We start from the raw sequence: 19,279 nt of genomic DNA, 5'->3' as shown, positions 1-19,279 counted from the left end.
TAATAAAAATGTAAAGTGAAAAAACATCAGACCACCATAATTGACATTGCTAAAGAATTGGGCATCTCAAAATCTACGGTTTCCAGGGCTTTAACCGGACACCCAAGTGTACATGAGCAAACACGCGATAAAGTATTGCAGCTAGCCAATGAGCTGGAGTACCAGCGCAATATGTTTTCTATCGGATTAATGAAAAGGGCCAGTCGCACACTGGGCATCATAGTGCCGGAGTTTTCGCGTTCATTTTTTCCGCAGCTGATCATTGGTGCTCAGGAAAGAGCGAAAGAAGCAGGCTATAACCTGATCATCAGCCAAAGCGACGAAAGTTACGAAACAGAGGTATCAAATGCCCGGGTCATGCTGGCCCACCAGGTTGATGGCCTATTGATATCTATTACCCGGGAAACCAATAATTTTGATCACCTGAAGCTGTTTCAGCGTAAAGGGATCCCCATCGTTTTCTTTAACCGGGTGTGCGATGAAATGATCGTACCCAAAGTAATTGTAGAAGATTATGAAGGTGCGTTTGCAGCCGTGGAACATTTGATCGCCCGCGGCAAACGAAAGATTGCCCACCTGTCTGGCCCCGAGTCATTAAGTATTTGCAAACGCCGGAAAGCCGGCTATACCGCAGCCCTCGCAAAACACAACATTGCATTTGACGAGGACCTGGTGGTACATTACGACCTGGCCATCAATAAGGTGAAATTTTATATCAATTATTTTCTGAACCTGAAGGAAAGGCCAGATGCTATTTTTTGCATCAACGATCCGACAGCAATAGAGGCCATTCAGCTGATTAAAAAAACGGGCCTGGCCATTCCCGGAGATATTGCCGTAATCGGCTTTAGCAACGACTTTGCATCCTCCATCATTGAACCCGCATTAACAACCGTGGAGCAGCCTATAAAAGAAATGGGCAGAACGGCAACCCAATTGTTACTGGATCAGATTGACCGCGATGTTGCCAACTGGAAAGCGCCCACTGTGGTTTTAAAGACCCAGTTAATTGTACGCGATTCCAGTTGATCAGTGTATAAAAAAAGGCTTGTTTAGTTGACCGCGCGCGTACACCGTATAATCCGATTGCCCGTATTGGTTAAGTGTGGCCAGTCTAACCTGTAGTATTTCAGGATTGCCTTTGAACTTGAACAGATACTGATCAATCTGGCTGGCAGTAATCCATTCGGTACGCCAGTTCTTTTCCAACCCAAGTTTATATTGAAGCTGGTATCCAGTAGCTTTCTTAACGGGTTCAAAGCAGATGATCGCATCGCTGTCATTTAAGATTACCCCTTGGATAACCGGTTTTGCGGGCTTAATTCCACCATCAGGCATAACGGCTATCTCTGCCGACCAACTGTCATTTTGCAGCCCTCGTTTCATCCGGTAATGATATTGTTTGCCATTGGTAAGGCCATCTACATGGATCACACCCTTGGTGGTGGCGGTCACTTCTTTGGCATTGGTGTAATTGCCCGGAATCTCTGTGACCTGAACGGTGAATTTGTCGTCGTCTTTCAAGGTTGAAAACCCGATAAAAAAGCCGCCATCTGCGGGTTCAGTGTACTGTATAAACGGACGTAAAACTGCTTCAGATACTTCAATTGGAGGTAAACTGGTGATGGTTTCGCCCACATTGTTCATACTAACGAGACTTACCTTTACCAATTGGCCACGCGTTAACCCGTTTATAGATACGTTATTGGTCGTCGAAACTGGGGTTTCCCTTTCCGCTCCACCATCTATGGTATATCTTAATTTGTAGGATGCTGCAGAATTGTTTTTTTCATACAATACCTTTATTAAACAGTTTTTATCTGCAGTCCCACCCGATGGATACCATGCAGCGTAAGCGGAGATCACCTTTGCAGCTTGTGGCTTTCTAAAATATACAGTGGTATCATACAGTGTATAATTTAATGGTGAAATAATACTCACGATAGCTTTCAGCGAATTTTGGCTGGTCACTTTACCATTCAACAGTATCTCTATGGCAGCATCTCCTGGAGCGATATCCCGCAATTCTTTACTGCCTGCGGCTGATAAACCGTTATGGTCATTAAGCACCTTCCAAACCACACTATATTGGTGCAGCGGATAAGCCGGAATTTCTAGAACACCACGGGGCTTTAACAGTAAATTAGCAGTAAATTGGTTGCCTGCATGCAAAGACGCATTACTCAGGGTAATTTCTGCAAAAGGCATCGTTGCTTTTCGGAAAGAATAAAATGCATTCTTTTTTTGGCGAAAAACGTCTACAATACCCCAGGGACGGTTTTGCGAGAACTCTTTAGTTCCGCTATAATCGCTTCGGTAATCGTTAAATGTCCAGAGCGAAGCACCAATAAGATAAGGCTTCTGCGAGATGGATTCCATCAGGGTCTTGATTGCAAAATCGGTCGAGAGATCTTCATTCAACTGGTTATAGCCAAACTCAGAAAAAAACAGTGTACTTTTTGGATGAAACCCATGCACTTTATCGGCATAGCTGCCGCTTATGCCATACCAGTTTATAAAACCAAGATCAGAAAATTGTAAAGGATCTTTTTCACGGGCAGCCGTATGGCTCACCATCACATGCATTCTGGTAGTATCTAACGGACGCGAGTATTTAATGCTGGTTTCCACATAGTCCATTACGTCAGCATTGCGGCCAATTTCATTGCCAACACTCCAGCCCATGATGCACGCATGGTTAAAATGATCATTGATCATTCTTTTAAGCCAGGAATTGGTAACCGCATTGTCTTTCTTTACCAGGTCTGTCTCCCCCCAAACCGGAATCTCTTCTACAATCAAAATCCCTTTCTCATCTAAATAATCAAGCAGTTCTTTATGATACGGCACGTGAGACAACCGTGCTATACCAGCTCCCAGGCTTTTCATGAGGTCAATATCCTCTTTCACGCGCCAAAGCGGCAATGCATTTCCATTGGTCCTATCGTCCGGCACCAGGTTAAAGCCAATCGGCCTGATGACTTCACCATTTAATTTAAGCTGATATTTTACGTTATCCAGTTCAATTTTACGCAGGCCAAACCGATCTTCATGTTCATCAATAGTGACCTTATTGTTCACTAAAATCACTTTACAAGTATATAATTGTGGATTGTCTAGGCTCCAAAGTTTAACATTTGGCGCGTTGAGTTGCTTTTTAAGGTTTACCATCTGCATGCTGTTGGCATCAACCGAAGTCTGGAATGGGATCGTACTGATGAGTTTCTTTTGCTGATAGATCAACACACTACCCTGTAATTTTTGGGATGATTTCTCTGTATTGAAAATACCTACAGCAAAATCAATACGAGCGGTTTTCTTAGTCAAATCCACTACGGATGAAATATGGTTCTGTTTAATGTATACCGAATTATTGATCAGTAATTTAACAGGCCTCCTGATTCCGCCCCAGTTCCAAAGTGCGCCTACTTTAAAGCCATTATCGGCACTAACGGTGATTGTATTGCTTTCTCCGTATTTTAGTAATCCGGAAACATCCTGTTCAAAATCAAGGTATCCCAAATCGTTGGCAATCACGAACTTTCCGTTTACCCAAACCTTAACATCGGTACTTACACCTTCAAAGTGAAGCCGTATTAATTGTCCCTTTAAACGGGCGGGGATATCGATTGTCTTTTTGTACCAAGCCTTACCGGTATAGTTGGCATATTCATTCCTGGTATTCCAATTGCCGGGAACCGTTAAAACGTCTGGAAATTTAACCTGGTCGCTGGCAAACCATTCCTGCTTTTCTCCTTCATTGGCAGGATCTGTTTTAAACAGCCATTTTCCATTTAAAGAAATTTCATTAACACCGGTTAAGCTGCCTTCTTCCACTTGCTGGCCAGTTCCTGCCGAACGATTCACGAGATGGTCTTTTGAAAAAACAGTAGTCTGACAACCTATCCACAACAAAAGAATGGATGATAGAAATTTCCCCATAGCAAATACTTTAATTTATAATTGGTGATCAAATCTATTCACTAATAACCATAAAAAACAAATATTATGCATTAACCCGTTCATGGGAACGCTCCCACTTTTGGGACGGCTCCCATTATACCTTTAGCACCCTTCGTTTTAAAACGAGCGCAGTGATCAGCGCCACGACAATTCCTACAGGCAGGATCTCCATATAAGTCGCACCAGCTACCCCAAGTGGGGTAGCATACCATTCTTTAAACATTTCCATCTGCTCGCGAATGCCAGCTATTTCCTGAGAACTCATTCCACTTACCTTAGCCGGACTCAACTGATAGGCGGCCAGTTTATCTATAAAATCAGGAAAGAAATTATAATAAGCGATCATCCATCCCGCAACATATAAGGTTGAGGCGATAAGCGCCATATATAAGGACATTATAAATGCTTTACCAAAGCTGATCAGGCCTCCGCTATGTTGATCACGATAGTTTTTTACGCCTACAAATATTAAGGAGAAGGATAGCAGCATGGCGGCATAACCTAGCAGCATACTGCCATCGAACGAGCCTTTATTATAACAATAGGCAATAGAGAAAGACATAAAGGTGGCTACGCAGATGCCAGAGATCAAGCCGTAGACAAGTACATTTTTTTTCATACTGATTTAATTAAAGTTTAGGACGCAAAGTTGAATGATCGACGCATCATCTCCCTCATACTTTAGGGTGATTTTAATAAAAATAGTATTTTTAATACCAAAGGGTGAACAAGATCAGGGTATAATGTTCCGCTTCCTCGCTGTTTCAATAGCCTGAGTGCGGCGTTTCACTTCCAGCTTTTCAAATATTCTGGACGAATGGGTTTTAATAGTATTTAAGGACACAAACAAGCGCTCAGCAATCTGCTGGTTACTTAAACCGTCAGCCATCAAATGCAATACTTCCAGTTCACGTTTGCTTAGCCCCAGACGGATTATTTCAGTTTCATTTAGTACGAAATTATCCCTTTTAACAAACACTTCCTTTTCTATGATCACGGTATTGGTTTTAGGGCTGGTTAATTTGTTAGCCAGCCAAATACCCAGTCCGGTAAACAACACCGCAACAGCACCCGCATACAATTCAAAGGCATTATCAAGAACGACAATACGCCATTCAAGCCATTTCATGATCAATAACAAAATAGCCAGCGATGCTCCATAAAGGATAATAGAACGGTTGCGCTTTAGGAATTTGAATGTCATCTATTTATGGGTTATGCTTTAAATTTAAGTCTTTTTATTTTCCTGATGATTGATAAATTTAATACCTAGTATCCTTCTATCAAACTCTTCACCTTTAACTATAGCTTTAGATTTAATACGGATTTTGTACGTGTAAATCGTACTCACAGAATAGTCTAATATTCCAGCAATGGTTTCATCATCTTTTATTCCCAATCTTATTAAGGCAAATATGCGCAGCACCGTATTCAGAGAATGTTCCTTTTGCGGCCAGATTTGATCTTCAGGTTTTAGCAACTCATTAAATGCAGGAACGAAATTCGGAAATAATTTCAGAAATATCTGATCCAGGGTATGATACAAATATTCCCGTTCCTTGCTAATTTGTATGGACGTCACGATATCAAGCGCTTCATTAACGCGCTTCGTTTTAATATTGTGTTCTATCTTCCTTTTTAGTTTCTCAAGCATACTGATGTAGGAAAAAGATCTTTTAAAGAAGAAACCAATATATTCTTCATTTATTCGGGTATGTTCCATAAGCTTCATGTTAATCGAAGCCAGTTCATCGTTCTTTTTATTAATTAGCTGTTCACTGACTTTTACTTTTTTAAGCTGTACATAAACAATGAACAGTACACAGAGCACAATCAAGACTATAAAAGCAAATATTAAAGTGTATATAATAGACTTATCTCTTTGCCGTTCAGTTTCCAAAATGGTTTTTCCGGCTATTAGTGGTAATACATTTTGAATGTCTATTTTATGACCTCTGGCACCATAAAACTCTGCATCAGAAATAGCCTTATTGATACACGCATAGGCCATACTGAGATCACCAGCTTTATATAATTCTTCTCCCAACTTAAGAATGGCCTGGGTGTCTTTAGTTGATGAGCGGATGTCACTGATTGCGGAAAGCGCTAAAAACATAATTCTGTCGTCCCCGGAATAGTTATAGCTCAATCTCATGGCTACCATTGCAATTTTATGATCCGACAATCCATTATGTGTAATGAAATGTAAATAAAAATTAGGCGGACGCAGACGTCTCGCCGAGCTGCTGGTATCTGCAGAATGGCCGATTATTTCTTCAAATTTATTTGGGGGAGAAACCGAATACATTTCACTGAATTGTGCTGTAGCCTTGGCCCGGTATTGCGCTGCATAAAATTGATCGTTGTTGTATTTTGCGAGAGATTCGTAAAATCGTGCTTTATGGCCATGATAGATTGCTCTGAGTTCTAAAGGGATCGTTTCACTATCAAGTTCCGCTATCAGTTCACTACCTTCTTTATACATTCCCGAAGGTGTTAAAATTTGCAGCAGTTGGATCTTGCCTTCTTTGACTTTAAATTCGTCTTTATGTTTTTGACTAAGATCAATGATCTTTTGAACATAGACATAGGCAGAGTCAAATTGATAGAATTTATACTCTTCCAGAATAATGCTGTATATGCGGTATATTTCCTGGTAGTTTAATTTTGAGGTCGCCTTGGCGGTACGCTTTAAATTATTAACCTTTTTTTCATGCTGATGGTCGTAAACGTTATTCTTAAGTTCTATTTTAAGGATATTAAGCAAGCTATCTTTACTGGAGCGGCAAAATGCCAGGTCTCCTTTCAAAACAAGCAGTACTACGATACATAAAGTCAAAAGGTTAATTTTCTTTAACATTGAAGCAAGAGATTAGGCTAATATTTGGTTACACAAGTTTAACCTTTTATCAGACATTCTCAAACTATTTATCAATTGACTCTAATGTAAAAAACATAATTGTTTATGCCGCTAACAGCAAATCATCTCAGTGACGGCTCACCCACTTTTCCTCTTAAGCAATTGCATGTATATCAACTGCGATAAAACAAAAAAATGGGAGTGCTGTGTGTGACACCCCCATTGATGAACATAAAATTTAGAAAAATATTTTGTTTCCAGTTACCACAGGATGGCCTGATCTTCGTCTGGAGTTAGCGTATTCTTTTTCCGCTCCATCGTCATCGCTCCTTCAGCTCTGTATCGGATGGGCATATTCGAAATAGAAGTGATGTCATCATATTTATATCGGATATTCACGGTACAGTATTCACTGACCAGGTAAGGCAATACCGCATCCTGAACCTTTCTGATTTGATAGGTAGGCTGGCCCAATACCTCGAAGTTTATAGCGCCATTTTCTGCTCTTAAGGTAAGGGTGCCTGTTTTGCTTCCGTCACTATTTTCTACCGGTGTTCCAAACTGCATAGAAATTTTATAAAGACCACGCTCTTCAGATCTTTCTTCAACCATGCCTGCATAAAAAAATACGGTGTTTTCATCTACCACCCAGGCGGTCTTCGTACTCATCACCATGGGAGCCGAGTTTTCTTTATCAAAATAAATATTCATCGACGTCGAAGAATAACTCCCTGAATAGTTGTTAAATGGTTTCACATACAGCAATGCTTTTCTCCATCCTTTGCGATGGTTGGCTATATACGAGGGATCATCCTTTATAGTAAGAGGAAGCACCCAACGTTCAACAAGATTAAGATTCGAAAACTTAAATTTAATCTTATAATTCGCCGTATGCGATCCTTTAGGAATAAAGCATGAAGCGGAAGACAGATCAAAAAAATCATTCGTTAACTGCTTGTAATATAAATCAGTACGATACTGATATTTTTCCTGATTAAGTACGTTTAGCGTATCGTTGTCTACCCCAATTTGTATCTGCATATCTTTATCATTCTCTTGTGACCCGCTCACAATTACCGGCAGATTATACTCTACCTCGCCATCCTTTTTATAACGGAGATATACTTCCGTTACACCTTCAGTTCCTACAGGTGCTTTAAAAGACACCATCTTAACATACAATTCATCTGTCCACTCGTCATTACATGATCCGAAAGAAGCAATCAATGCAAGTGCGACGATACATTTATAAAAATTTCTCATGATATATATCAATTATTAAATTAATCAAAAGACTGCCAGCCTGGTGCCTGAGTCATCCGTTTGTTCTCACGCAACTCATCCCAATCGATAGGCCAGAAATACATCTTCTTAGAAAATGCAGTTTGTAACAGAGGGACCCGTACAGGTGAGTAGAATAGCGCTGCATTTTGCTTGGTAATCAATGTATTGTACCCGTATATTTGTTCAGCCTCCTTTACCGGCGCATCTTTCCAGCGTCTTAAATCATAGTAGCGCTGGTTCTCACCAAGCAATTCCAATTGTCGTTCGTGCTTAATGCTGTTGCGCAACCTCTTTTGATCCATGTAGACCGGCATTTCATAATCAGGAACCCCTGCACGGATCCGAACCGGTCCAATCGCTTTACTTATGGCGTTTACATCCCTTGAGACAATGTGTTTAGTCGCCCCGTCCCATGATGGAATATCAAATGATGCCGACAGTTCATTTAACGATTCCGCATACATGAGCAGAATATCTGCATAGCGGATCGTAATTTCTACTTTTGGATAGATGGTACCACCGTTCGTAGCATTGTCCTTCGGATTTACATATTTCATCATGCCAATCCCAGTCGGCAACCACCGATCACCATTGACTCTTCCTTCAGACTCGCCACGGTAATAAAATACCTGTTTATTGGTGTTGTTGCCCGGGTCATTGGTAGCACTTGACATTGTCCATAATGCTCCACTAAAAGCGACTGACGCATAAAACCGGGGTTCACGGTTTGCAAACTCTTTCCAAACATTCGCCTTTAATGGCTTGAATTGTTCCAGTTCGTTACTTTGCACGAACATTTTGGAGCCATATTTAGCTAAGATCTCCTCCCGGTTAAAGGGCTTACCATCGGCCATATCGTAAGCATCGCATTGCTTCAATGTAAGGCCATGACAGTTCCATCCTCCGGCCATCTGTGGCATCTGATGTCTTGTTAATGAGATTACGCCATGTTCCTGATCGGTTTGGTTTTCCCCTCGTGTGAAGATCATTTCCGGATTTTCGGCAGCATACAGATCACCATTGAACAAGGCCCGGTATGACTCAAATGGATCTATATTGGCCCAGCCCTCCGGGAAACTTTTGTCCGAATGTACCGGATGATAGGGCGGTATTATTGTTACCGGATAGGTTTCTGTACCCTTGATCTTCCGCTCAGCAGTATAAAGCCTGTATATATTTAAATCAATCACATCTTTAGCTGCTGCTGCTGCCCTCGCCCACTTTTCTTCGCTGTATTGCTGCGGTATGAGCGATCTTCCCTTGTCATCCATGAAATCTGCCATATCTGCATTGCCGTTTGCCAATGGGCTTGCCAGATACAGCAATGCTTTTGCCCGGGTAGCCAAAGCAGCACCACGGGTTGGGCGGGCAATATTCCGGTTATCTTGCCTCATTGGCAGGTCTTTGGCGGCTAATACCATTTCCGAAGAAATGAAATCGACCACCTCATCATACGTATTACGCGGATAAGACAAACTACCATAACTCTGATCATAGTCTACTCCATTTTCAGGCATAATTGGGACAGGTCCGTATTTCCTCAGCAGTAACCAATACAGGTAAGCCCTGATAAAACGCGCTTCAGCCTTATACTGTGCGATTTGCTGCGCGGTAAAAGTGCTGCTTCCAGCCATTGCATTGATCATTACAGAAGCCTGGCGAATTCCTGCGTAGGATTGCGACCAGGACTGCTTGTACCAGTTATAATCGTACTCACCAAATTTAAACCTTCTGTAATCAGCACCATTCCCCCCTTCGTTGTAGTACATATCATCTGCATAATTGGAGACCGTAAAATTCTTATGTCCAATTTCGAGATTGTAATCTAATAACTGGTTATAACAATTCGCCAGCCATTGCTCTGTGTAATCCCTGCTGTTAAATATGCGCTCTTCACTTTGTCTGTCGGAAAAGAAGTGATCTACACTCAGGTAATCTTTACACGAAGCAGTGAAAAGTGTAAAAGCAAACAGCGTAATTTTGATATATTTTGTTTTCATTCTCTTTAAGTTTATAAGGTGGCAGTTAAGCCAATGGTAAAGGTCTTCGCTAAAGGATATGCCTGACCGTTAGAACTATTCATTTCAGGATCCCACAATTTGAATTTGGAGAATGTAAATACATTCGTGCCCATAAAAAACAGCCTCAGGCTGTTTACATGAACCCTGTTAACCAGGCTCTTTGGCAATGTATATCCTGCTTCTACTGTTTTAAGGCGCAAATAAGTACTTTCCCTAAGCCAGTACGACGAAGGTCTATAATTGTTGGTGTTACCACCATAGCTCAGTCTGGGATAATCTGCATTTACATCTTCATTCTCGTCCAGGATCCAACGGTTAGACTCATTAAAGTCTGTCAGGATATTTCCCCAGTCACCCTGACTGAAGGGATACACCGTATAGCCATTGATAAAAAATGATGATTTGCCCGCCCCCTGAAAATGTACGTTAAAGTCAAAACTCTTCCACTGAGTTACCAGGGCAAAACCGTAAACAAGGTTTGGATAAGAAGTTGCTCCGATCGGTAGTATATCGGTGTCGTCTATTTTACCATCGCCATTGATATCTTTGTATTTGATGTCCCCTGGCATAACCTGTCCATAGGTTTGGATCGGACTATCTCTGATATCTTCATAGTCTTTAAAGAGCCCGAGGGCAATGAGTCCCCTGTTCTGGTTAACCCTGAACCCCGCTTGAGTGTTATACTGATAATTACTGAATTGTTCATCCGCTTCCAGGATCTCATTCTTGCTATAGGTCATCGTACCACGCATGGTAAAATTCACCTGGCCTATATTCTGAGAAATTTTGATCTGTCCGTCAAATCCTTTGGACAAAACAGACCCAACATTGGCCCTGGGATTTGCGGCCTGCAGACCAACGCTTGATGGCACGAAATTCCGTGTCATATATATTCCGTCCCGTTGTTCATGGAAATAATCCAGAGATCCGCCTATTTTGTCATTAAAGAATGAAATATCCAGGCCAAGGTTATGCTTGGTAGCTACTTCCCAGGTTACGGAGTTTGATGCGATATTTTCATAGGTTAAGCCCGGAAATCCAAAATTACTCTCAATATCTCCCCAATTATATCCCTTATTTGGATCACCGGTAGCATTGAATGTTCTGAATGAAGCTAAGTAAGGAAAACGGGTCGGCATATAATCATTCCCCACTTTACCATAGGAATAGCGGATCTTGAACATATTCATCCATTTCAGGTGTTCTTTGATAAAAGATTCCTCGCCAATGTTCCAGGCTCCGGAAACGGCTGGAAAGAAATCGAACTGGTGACCACGGGCAAAGTTTTCCGAGCCATTGTATCCAAAGCTGAAATCTACAAAATACCGGGATTTAAAACCATACGTAAACTGTCCGGCAAATCGTTGGTTACGTCTGTCAATACCCTGGATCAAGTCTCCGCCAAAGTTGGAGGTATTCACTTTCTTTTCCTGGGTATATTGCAGCATACCTCCCATATTATGGCTGCCGATGCTTGTTGCATAGTGAAGTTCGCCTTGCATGAACTCTAAACGCTCACCTTCTGCAGACGATGTCTGTGTCAGCAATTGCTCAGAGATACGACGCTGAAATATCAGGTCCCCATTCGAATCTCTTAACCGCTCTGCTTCCCAGCCCTCCGGCCATTTCATTCTTCTGATATTGTTTCTGTTATTCGTATCGTAACCGTACCTTCCAAGAAAACGCATGCCTTTAGTTAAAAAGTCCATGTTCTGTTCCAAAGTCACATTAGTCTGGATCTTATTTTCCCAGTTTTCGATATAACCCTGCTGCGTGATCAGCGTCCAGGGGTTATTTCGTCCAGCTCCGCCCCGGGAAGCTATTTTCCCATCCGAATATTGAATTGGAATTGAAATCGGATTTTGACCCATTAATGAGTACCAAATTTCATCATAAGTACCCCCGGGGAGATTCTGCTTGCCCAGAGAGCCAGCCACACCCACCTTCACTACTGTAGTTTTGGTTAGGTTCATATCCACGTTTGTCCTGTAATTCCAGCGTTTGTAATTCGCATTGCTGTTATAACCGTTCAACGCATCGTCAACTTTATACATACCGCCCTCGTCAATATAACTGCCGGACACAAAATAACGCGCCGTAGCCCCGCCGCCGTCAAAGTTCAATGAACCTCTTTTGGTAGCGGCGCCGTCTTTGAGAAACATTTTCATCCAGTTGATATCAGGAAAAAGATCCGGATCCAGACCGTCACGTATCAGTGCCAGGTCGTCATTTGTGTAAAACGATGTCTGGTTACGTGTGCTGCGTGCTTCATTCATCAGTTGGGCGTAGGTAGTTCCCGTTACAAATTCAGGAGTAAATGTCCTGGTATTATATGAAGTCTCCGCTTTTCCGCTGATCGCAACCCGACCATCTTTTCCCCGTTTGGTAGTGATCAAAATTACACCATTTGCACCCCTTGAGCCGTATATCGCGGTCGCAGAAGCGTCTTTAAGTACAGAGAAGGACTGGATATCCTCAATATTGATCTCATTCAGGCTACGTTCAAAGCCATCTACCAGGACAAGGGCGGCAGTACCTGCACCAAAGGTAGAAATACCACGCACCCAAAATTCGGATGAGTTGTTTCCGGGTTGTCCCGAACGCTGCGTAGCTAAAACCCCTGCAACATTTCCGGCCAATGCATTGGTGATACTTGAAGTTGGTGTTTTTATGGTACTCATATCTACAGTAGTCACCGCGCCGGTCACGGTTATCCTCTTCTGGGGCCCTGTTGCAGTTACTACGATTTCATTAAGTGCGCTGGACTTAGATTCCTGCATTACGACATTGATCACAAGATCATCTTTAATCAATATCTCCCGGGGTTCAAACCCAACAAAGGAGAAAACAAGCCATCTGTATTTGTTCGTTTTAATGGTGTACTTTCCATCAGAATTTGTTGGTACTCCCAGGCCGGGCTGATCCTTGACCACTACAGAAACTCCTGGCAAAGGCTGGTTGTCTTTATCGACTACCTTTCCTGTAATTGTAACAGGTGTTGTTTCATTCTGCCCAAATACCTGGCAAAAGCATCCACATACCCATAAAAGGATAATAATATATTTTCTCATGTGCTGTTGTTTGTATTCCTGCGTTGACAGTTCCATGGGCGTGTTTTAACCCATGAACAAAGCAGGTAATTTTTCTGAAAAACTTATTTAAATGGCTTAAACTATTCTACACTTATCGTGCGAATCCGTCTGTTGATTTGTTCTGAGATGTACATAATTTTCCGACCTTCGTCATAGGCTATACCACTCGGCTTGTTAAATCGGGCTTCCTTTCTCAGATCGCCATCAATATACCCTTCTTTCTTCCCATCAGAAGACGGACTTCCTTTACCAGCATATGTGGCAACTTCACCAGTTGGCGATACGACCCGGATACTGTGGTTATTGATATCACACAGATAAAAATCATACTCGTCAGCTTGTCCGGCATATGCCGGATTCTTAACAAACACACCCTGATAGAGCGAAGAAAATCTGGCTGAGGTGCCTATTGCGTCTATATCACCCGTGGTACCTGGTTGCCCTGCAAAAACAATCGGTGCAGTCAATTCCTTTGCAGTCCAATTGTAATTACTCTTATACACACAGCCCCCTTCCAGGAAATAAGCGTAATTTCCGGAGGGATGAAAGTGAATGGTTGTCTTGATATCATTATTCCCACCTACTCTAAAAAGTTCCTTTGAATTTAAACCGCCAAGTGCAGGATCATAGAACGCTTTCATTACGCCTCCACCCCACCAGGTATTGAAAAACATAACACGATCTATAGGATGATGTGCACATGCGTAACTGGTACGGTCGTACAGATACGGATGCACCCTTCTAAAGTTCTCTGATCGCAACGTATAAGCTATGGCCACAAAATTCTTGTTGTTTTGCCCATTGTCGTCAACAATAAACAGGGTATCATTATCAAAGCTCATCGTTGCAGTTTGCAAACCTTTAAAAGAAGCTTGTCCATTAGTAATGAGTGTAGTTACCTGTTTTTCATTGATATCAACCCTTCGAACAAGCTTACTTCTTTCCACTACAAAAAGTGAATTGGTATTGGGTTCAAAGAGCATCCAGGTCGGGTCATTGAAACCGGCTTCTTCAAAGGTACCGTTAACAACGGCAGAGTTTCCGTATACGTCCACCTTTCCTACAAGAGTACCAACTGTAGTCCTGGTTTCGTAATTGAACTTTTCAGTAAATACATGCTCAGCAATGGTTTTTCCATCATCGCCAGTAATTACTACTTTTACCTCTCCTGAAGTGGTCTGCCTGGGAACAATGCAATAAATCTTGTCTCCTGAAGCTCCGATCACACTTAAATCGCGACCGCCTATTGAAACCCTTATTTTTGAAATGTCGTTACCTAAATTGCTTCCGTAAATATAGAACCTTGTGCGGACTGCACCTTCTTTCGGAAAGAAGTCGCTGATTACAGTCGGCTTGCCAGGATCACGTCCTTTGATATTAATCTCATCCGTTTTACATCCAATTAAGAACAAATGACAGACGAGCAAAAAAATTAAATGCTTGGTAAAATCTTTCATACAGTGGTTTATAAGGTTAGGATGCAAAACTCAATAATTACTTTTACATCCTTCTTGACTACTGGTGGTTAATCGGAAAAATCCAGATAACAAAAAAGATAATTTAATAATTATCAAATAGTTAACTTTAAAAAACACGAGTAAAATCTAATCCTTTTTTCTATTATAAGCAACCAGAACTTATACTTTTGACTAGTAGTTAGCCAATTTAGCTGCAATAGGGGCTTAACACACAGATAAACAATCTTCTCTGGATAACGGGCAATTGATCTTCATAAAATTATTTTATATGGTTATCATGTAATTAGGCAGAAATGATCCAAGCAGCTAATTGCGAGGTGAGAAAAGGGAATGAAAATAAACAATATATAGCGTTTCACTGTTGATGTTTTATGCAAAATATAAAGTTCCCGCTCCTTTTATGCATCAGCATCCTGCTGTTTGGCTGTAACCCCCATCCCACAGAACAAGATTTCTTAAGTTCCATTCCAGATCCCAAGACGCTGAATGAAACTTACGTAAGCAATCCAGACGGCCTGCTTTCTGATCAAACGGTATCAGATCTGAATGCAAAGTTAAGCCCCCTTGATCAGTCAGGTACTGCACATATCGACGTGGTATTTGTAAACACCATTGGAGAAAATGTACCTAAAGTATTTGCTCATGAGCTTTTCAATACATGGAAAATCGGAGATAAAGAAAAGGACAATGGCTTGTTGATCCTGGTGGTAAAAGACCAGAGAAGAATGGAATTCGAAACAGGTTATGGGCTGGAAGGCACATTACCAGATGTAATTTGTTATCAGATTCAACAGGAATATATGGTTCCCCACGCAAAAGAAGACAACTTTGACCTCGCCATAACAGCCGGTGTAGATGCGGTAATCAATCACTTAAAGACAGAAGACGACGGGACATCTTCAACAGCAACTGTAAAAATTCCAGATGCAACAACAGTTGATACGATATCGCCTCCTGAAGTAGTTCCGGAATATGACATCGTAGAACCGTATGGCGTAGCAGAATCACGGCAGGCACTTGCGGCATCAAATCAGCAAAAATCTTTGGGATCACCAGGCGGCTGGATAACTCTCGGCATTTTAATTGTATATTTTATCCTGGCTGGTAAAGTTGCCGCGAACATTACTGCAAACCGTTACAAGAACTTCTTCCTTAACCCTGTGCTCTGGTTCCTGGTCCTAATTCCTGCTACAGGAATAATAGTGCTCAATATATACTTTCCGGTTTCATGGATTGAGGTCAGACAAGTGATTCTGCTTTATGTTTTTCTGCTCTTTTATATACAGATCCACTTTTGGATTTTAAGCAGCAGACTTTCCCGTTCATTAACCGGTTTGAGTAATCACGAGCAATACCTCAAATGGCAGGAAACACATGCCACAATGGATTGGGCAGCCCTGGCTTTTCCCTATCCATTTTTTAAATCCTATTGGAAAAAATATACAGACCGGCAGCAGGCATTAAGAGATGCACCTGTTGCCTGCCATACCTGCAAAAAGGATATGGTACGTCTGGATGAGGATCAGGATGATCATTATTTATCAAAAGGACAGCTCACCGAAGAGCGGATTGATTCGATAGATTATGATGTGTGGACCTGCAGCGACTGTAAGGATAAATTGATCCTTGATTATAGAAATGTAAAATCCAAAGCCACTGAATGTACCAAATGTCACTTTCAGACCAGGATGTATAAAGAAAGTCACATTATCCAGAGTGCAACCACTTCGAGCGAAGGATCGGGATATACATTGCATGTTTGCAAGAATTGCAATTTTAACGACAAAGTGATGTACACCATTGCTAAGATCGCAACATCATCGAGCAGTTCATCCTCTTCCGGCAGCAGTTCATCCAGCAGCAGTTCCTCTTCTTCAAGCAGTAGCGGAGGTTCCTCAGGAGGCGGTGGTGCAGGAAGCAGCTGGTAACAAATTAAAAATGCCTAAAAAAATGAAATGCCCCCGAAAAGTTAGATACTTTATAAGGGGCATTCCAGTCTAACCTGTTTGAGGCAGTCCACAAACTATCGGGTCTTCCAACTGCTAAGCGGCAATCATAATGACGCCTTTTTAGTTCAATCTATAACCCTTAATCGAATCTGTCCAGGTTCATCACTTTATTCCAAACAGCCACAAAATCTTTTAAAAATTTATCCTGTCCGTCTGCGCTTCCATATACTTCAGCAACAGCCCTCAATTCTGAGTTAGAACCAAAAACAAGATCTGCACGCGTAGCTGTCCATTTTACATCACCTGTGGCACGGTCGCGCCCTTCATAAAGTTCCTTATCTCCCGATAGTGCTTTCCACACCGTACTCATGTCAAGCAGGTTTACAAAGAAATCATTGGTAAGTAAACCTGGCCGCGATGTAAAAACACCATGTTTAGATTCATTAAAATTTGTATCCAAGACACGCATACCACCCAGCAGCACGGTTAATTCAGGTGCGGTGAGTGTCAATAAATGAGCTTTATCAATCAGCAATTCTTCGGTAGATACCGGGATCTTTGATTTACGGTAATTGCGGAAACCGTCGGCAGCAGGCTCCAGATACCCAAATGATTCTACATCAGTTTGTTCCTGCGAAGCATCCATACGGCCGGCAGTAAAAGGAACAGTAACGGCATTTCCTGCATCGTTAGCTGCTTTTTCAATACCTGCACAACCCGCAAGCACGATCAAATCTGCCAGGGAAACTTTTTTACCATCTGCCTGTACATCATTAAATTCTTTTTGAATGCCTTCCAGTACGTCCAGTACTTTTTGCAGTTGCGATGGGTTGTTTACTTGCCAGTATTTTTGTGGGGCAAGACGAATGCGGGCACCATTGGCACCACCACGTTTATCAGAACCACGGAAGGTAGAAGCCGACGCCCATGCGGTAGTAACCAATTCGGATACACTCAAACCAGATTCCAATACTTTAGCTTTCAATGCGGCAACATCATTTTCAGTGATCAACGCATGATCTACTGCAGGAATGGGATCTTGCCAGATCAATTCTTCCTGAGGAACCTCTGGTCCCAAATAACGGGAAACAGGTCCCATATCACGGTGCGTCAGCTTAAACCAGGCCCTTGCAAAAGCGTCTGCAAATGCATCCGGGTTTTCTAAAAAGCGACGTGATATTTTTTCATAAGCCGGATCAAACCTTAACGCAAGATCCGTGGTAAGCATTGTAGGGAGATGTTTTTTTGAACTGTCGTAAGCATCAGGAATAATGGCATCAGCATTTTTAGCTACCCATTGCTGCGCGCCAGCCGGACTTTTAGACAGCTGCCATTCAAAGCCCAGCAGGTTTTCAAAGAAATTATTGCTCCATTGGGTCGGTGTTTTGGTCCAGGTTACTTCCAGTCCACTGGTAATGGTATCGGCACCTTTGCCAGAACCATAACTGTTACTCCAGCCAAAGCCCTGCATTTCAACATCTACTGCTTCCGGCTCTTTACCAACATGGTCTGCAGATGCAGCACCATGAGTTTTACCGAAGCTATGTCCGCCGGCAATTAATGCAACGGTTTCCTCATCGTTCATGGCCATCCGCCCAAACGTATCACGAATATCTTTCGCAGCAGCTACGGGATCTGGATTACCATCCGGACCTTCAGGATTTACATAGATCAGTCCCATTTGAACGGCAGCAAGTGGTTTCTCCAGGTTACGGGAATGGATGTCGCCATCGGCATCATCATCAGACACCAATACACCATGCCCTTCTTCCACCCCTGGTGAACCATGTGCATAACGAAGGTCGCCACCGAGCCAGGTGCTTTCAGAACCCCAATACACGGATTCATCTGCTTCCCACACATCTTCACGACCACCGGCAAAACCAAAGGTTTTAAAACCCATCGACTCTAATGCAACGTTACCGGTAAGGATCATCAGATCAGCCCATGAAATTTTATTACCATATTTTTGTTTGATTGGCCAAAGCAACCTGCGGGCTTTATCCAAACTCACATTATCTGGCCAGCTGTTAAGCGGTGCAAAACGCTGAAGCCCGGCACCAGCACCACCACGTCCATCGCCAACCCGATAGGTTCCTGCACTATGCCATGCCATACGTATAAACAAACCACCATAGTGGCCAAAATCTGCCGGCCACCAGTCCTGTGAGTCAGTCATTAGCGCATGAAGGTCGCTTTTCACAGCAGCGAGATCCAGGCTGTTAAACGCTTCAGCATAATTAAAATCTTTTCCCATTGGATCTGATAAAGCAGAATGCTGACGCAGGATATTTAGCTTCAGCTGATTGGGCCACCAATCGTGGTTCCGGGTACCGCCACCGCCAGTATTGTGTTTCATGCTGCCATTATGAAACGGACATTTGCTGATGTCATTTGATTCTTTTTCCATAGTTATAAGTTTATATTTGAACACTTACTTGCGTCTGTGTACTTGTAAATTACTATAAATTTATGATATTGATTGTGATAAAACCAATCAATAAATTCTATGTCAAATAGTTAAAATCTATTATGATCGTAATAACTATACTAACTTTTTCAATACCAGCCATTGGATAATGGCATTGAAATGGGTTATTTTTATGCAAAAAAAAACATTAATCCCATTTCC

11 protein-coding genes are annotated in these 19,279 nt (G+C 42.1%); 2 read left to right on the top strand and 9 right to left on the bottom strand.

Annotation, left to right across the window (positions count from 1 at the left end; genetic code table 11):
- Nucleotides 1–15 precede the first annotated feature (15 nt).
- A complete protein-coding gene (locus tag ATK78_RS20275) occupies nucleotides 16–1,029 on the top strand; it encodes a LacI family DNA-binding transcriptional regulator (protein WP_133577955.1) in 1,014 nt (337 codons plus the stop codon).
- Here ATK78_RS20275 and ATK78_RS20270 read toward each other — a convergent pair whose 3' ends face one another.
- The 8 genes from ATK78_RS20270 to ATK78_RS20235 all read right to left on the bottom strand — a co-directional run bounded on the left by ATK78_RS20270 (nucleotide 1,030) and on the right by ATK78_RS20235 (nucleotide 14,677).
- Complete coding sequence (locus ATK78_RS20270) at nucleotides 1,030–3,942, bottom strand: glycoside hydrolase family 2 protein (RefSeq protein WP_133577954.1); 2,913 nt, start codon at nucleotides 3,940–3,942, stop codon at nucleotides 1,030–1,032.
- A gap of 115 nt (nucleotides 3,943–4,057) precedes the next feature.
- Nucleotides 4,058–4,582: a DUF4199 domain-containing protein gene (locus ATK78_RS20265; protein ID WP_133577953.1), complete on the bottom strand. Its 525-nt coding sequence runs from the start codon at nucleotides 4,580–4,582 to the stop codon at nucleotides 4,058–4,060.
- Between the two features lie 114 nt (nucleotides 4,583–4,696).
- Entirely contained in the window at nucleotides 4,697–5,167 is a 471-nt protein-coding gene (locus tag ATK78_RS20260) for a response regulator transcription factor (protein ID WP_133577952.1), read from the bottom strand.
- A gap of 24 nt (nucleotides 5,168–5,191) precedes the next feature.
- Nucleotides 5,192–6,823: a DUF6377 domain-containing protein gene (locus tag ATK78_RS20255; protein ID WP_133577951.1), complete on the bottom strand. Its 1,632-nt coding sequence runs from the start codon at nucleotides 6,821–6,823 to the stop codon at nucleotides 5,192–5,194.
- A 261-nt stretch (nucleotides 6,824–7,084) separates the two neighbouring features.
- On the bottom strand, nucleotides 7,085–8,086 hold the full coding sequence (locus tag ATK78_RS20250) for a DUF4973 domain-containing protein (RefSeq protein WP_133577950.1): 1,002 nt from the start codon (nucleotides 8,084–8,086) through the stop codon (nucleotides 7,085–7,087).
- Nucleotides 8,087–8,106: 20 nt separating this feature from the next.
- Nucleotides 8,107–10,107 carry a RagB/SusD family nutrient uptake outer membrane protein gene (locus ATK78_RS20245; protein WP_133577949.1) on the bottom strand — a complete coding sequence of 667 codons (2,001 nt, stop codon included), beginning with the start codon at nucleotides 10,105–10,107 and terminating at the stop codon, nucleotides 8,107–8,109.
- An 11-nt stretch (nucleotides 10,108–10,118) separates the two neighbouring features.
- Complete coding sequence (locus ATK78_RS20240; RefSeq protein ID WP_133577948.1) at nucleotides 10,119–13,199, bottom strand: SusC/RagA family TonB-linked outer membrane protein; 3,081 nt, start codon at nucleotides 13,197–13,199, stop codon at nucleotides 10,119–10,121.
- Nucleotides 13,200–13,300: 101 nt separating this feature from the next.
- Nucleotides 13,301–14,677: an IPT/TIG domain-containing protein gene (locus tag ATK78_RS20235; protein ID WP_133577947.1), complete on the bottom strand. Its 1,377-nt coding sequence runs from the start codon at nucleotides 14,675–14,677 to the stop codon at nucleotides 13,301–13,303.
- Between the two features lie 392 nt (nucleotides 14,678–15,069).
- Here ATK78_RS20235 and ATK78_RS20230 point away from each other — a divergent pair, with 392 nt between their 5' ends.
- Complete coding sequence (locus tag ATK78_RS20230; RefSeq protein ID WP_133577946.1) at nucleotides 15,070–16,626, top strand: TPM domain-containing protein; 1,557 nt, start codon at nucleotides 15,070–15,072, stop codon at nucleotides 16,624–16,626.
- Nucleotides 16,627–16,786: 160 nt separating this feature from the next.
- Here ATK78_RS20230 and katG read toward each other — a convergent pair whose 3' ends face one another.
- Nucleotides 16,787–19,057, bottom strand: a complete 2,271-nt coding sequence (gene katG, locus ATK78_RS20225; protein WP_133577945.1) for a catalase/peroxidase HPI — start codon at nucleotides 19,055–19,057, stop codon at nucleotides 16,787–16,789.
- Nucleotides 19,058–19,279 lie beyond the last annotated feature (222 nt).

Source organism: Pedobacter metabolipauper (genome assembly GCF_004362715.1).
Classification (GTDB): domain Bacteria; phylum Bacteroidota; class Bacteroidia; order Sphingobacteriales; family Sphingobacteriaceae; genus Pedobacter; species Pedobacter metabolipauper.
This window is presented reverse-complemented; position numbering and strand designations above follow the sequence as displayed.

Excerpts from the sequence above, each read along its gene's own strand:
- ATK78_RS20265 (WP_133577953.1), bottom strand. The coding sequence starts at position 4,582 with ATGAAAAAAAATGTACTTGTCTACGGCTTGATCTCTGGCATCTGCGTA.
- ATK78_RS20235 (WP_133577947.1), bottom strand. The coding sequence starts at position 14,677 with ATGAAAGATTTTACCAAGCATTTAATTTTTTTGCTCGTCTGTCATTTG.
- ATK78_RS20245 (WP_133577949.1), bottom strand. The coding sequence starts at position 10,107 with ATGAAAACAAAATATATCAAAATTACGCTGTTTGCTTTTACACTTTTC.
- ATK78_RS20230 (WP_133577946.1), top strand. The coding sequence starts at position 15,070 with ATGCAAAATATAAAGTTCCCGCTCCTTTTATGCATCAGCATCCTGCTG.
- ATK78_RS20255 (WP_133577951.1), bottom strand. The coding sequence starts at position 6,823 with ATGTTAAAGAAAATTAACCTTTTGACTTTATGTATCGTAGTACTGCTT.
- ATK78_RS20270 (WP_133577954.1), bottom strand. The coding sequence starts at position 3,942 with ATGGGGAAATTTCTATCATCCATTCTTTTGTTGTGGATAGGTTGTCAG.
- katG (WP_133577945.1), bottom strand. The coding sequence starts at position 19,057 with ATGGAAAAAGAATCAAATGACATCAGCAAATGTCCGTTTCATAATGGC.
- ATK78_RS20250 (WP_133577950.1), bottom strand. The coding sequence starts at position 8,086 with ATGAGAAATTTTTATAAATGTATCGTCGCACTTGCATTGATTGCTTCT.
- ATK78_RS20240 (WP_133577948.1), bottom strand. The coding sequence starts at position 13,199 with ATGAGAAAATATATTATTATCCTTTTATGGGTATGTGGATGCTTTTGC.
- ATK78_RS20260 (WP_133577952.1), bottom strand. The coding sequence starts at position 5,167 with ATGACATTCAAATTCCTAAAGCGCAACCGTTCTATTATCCTTTATGGA.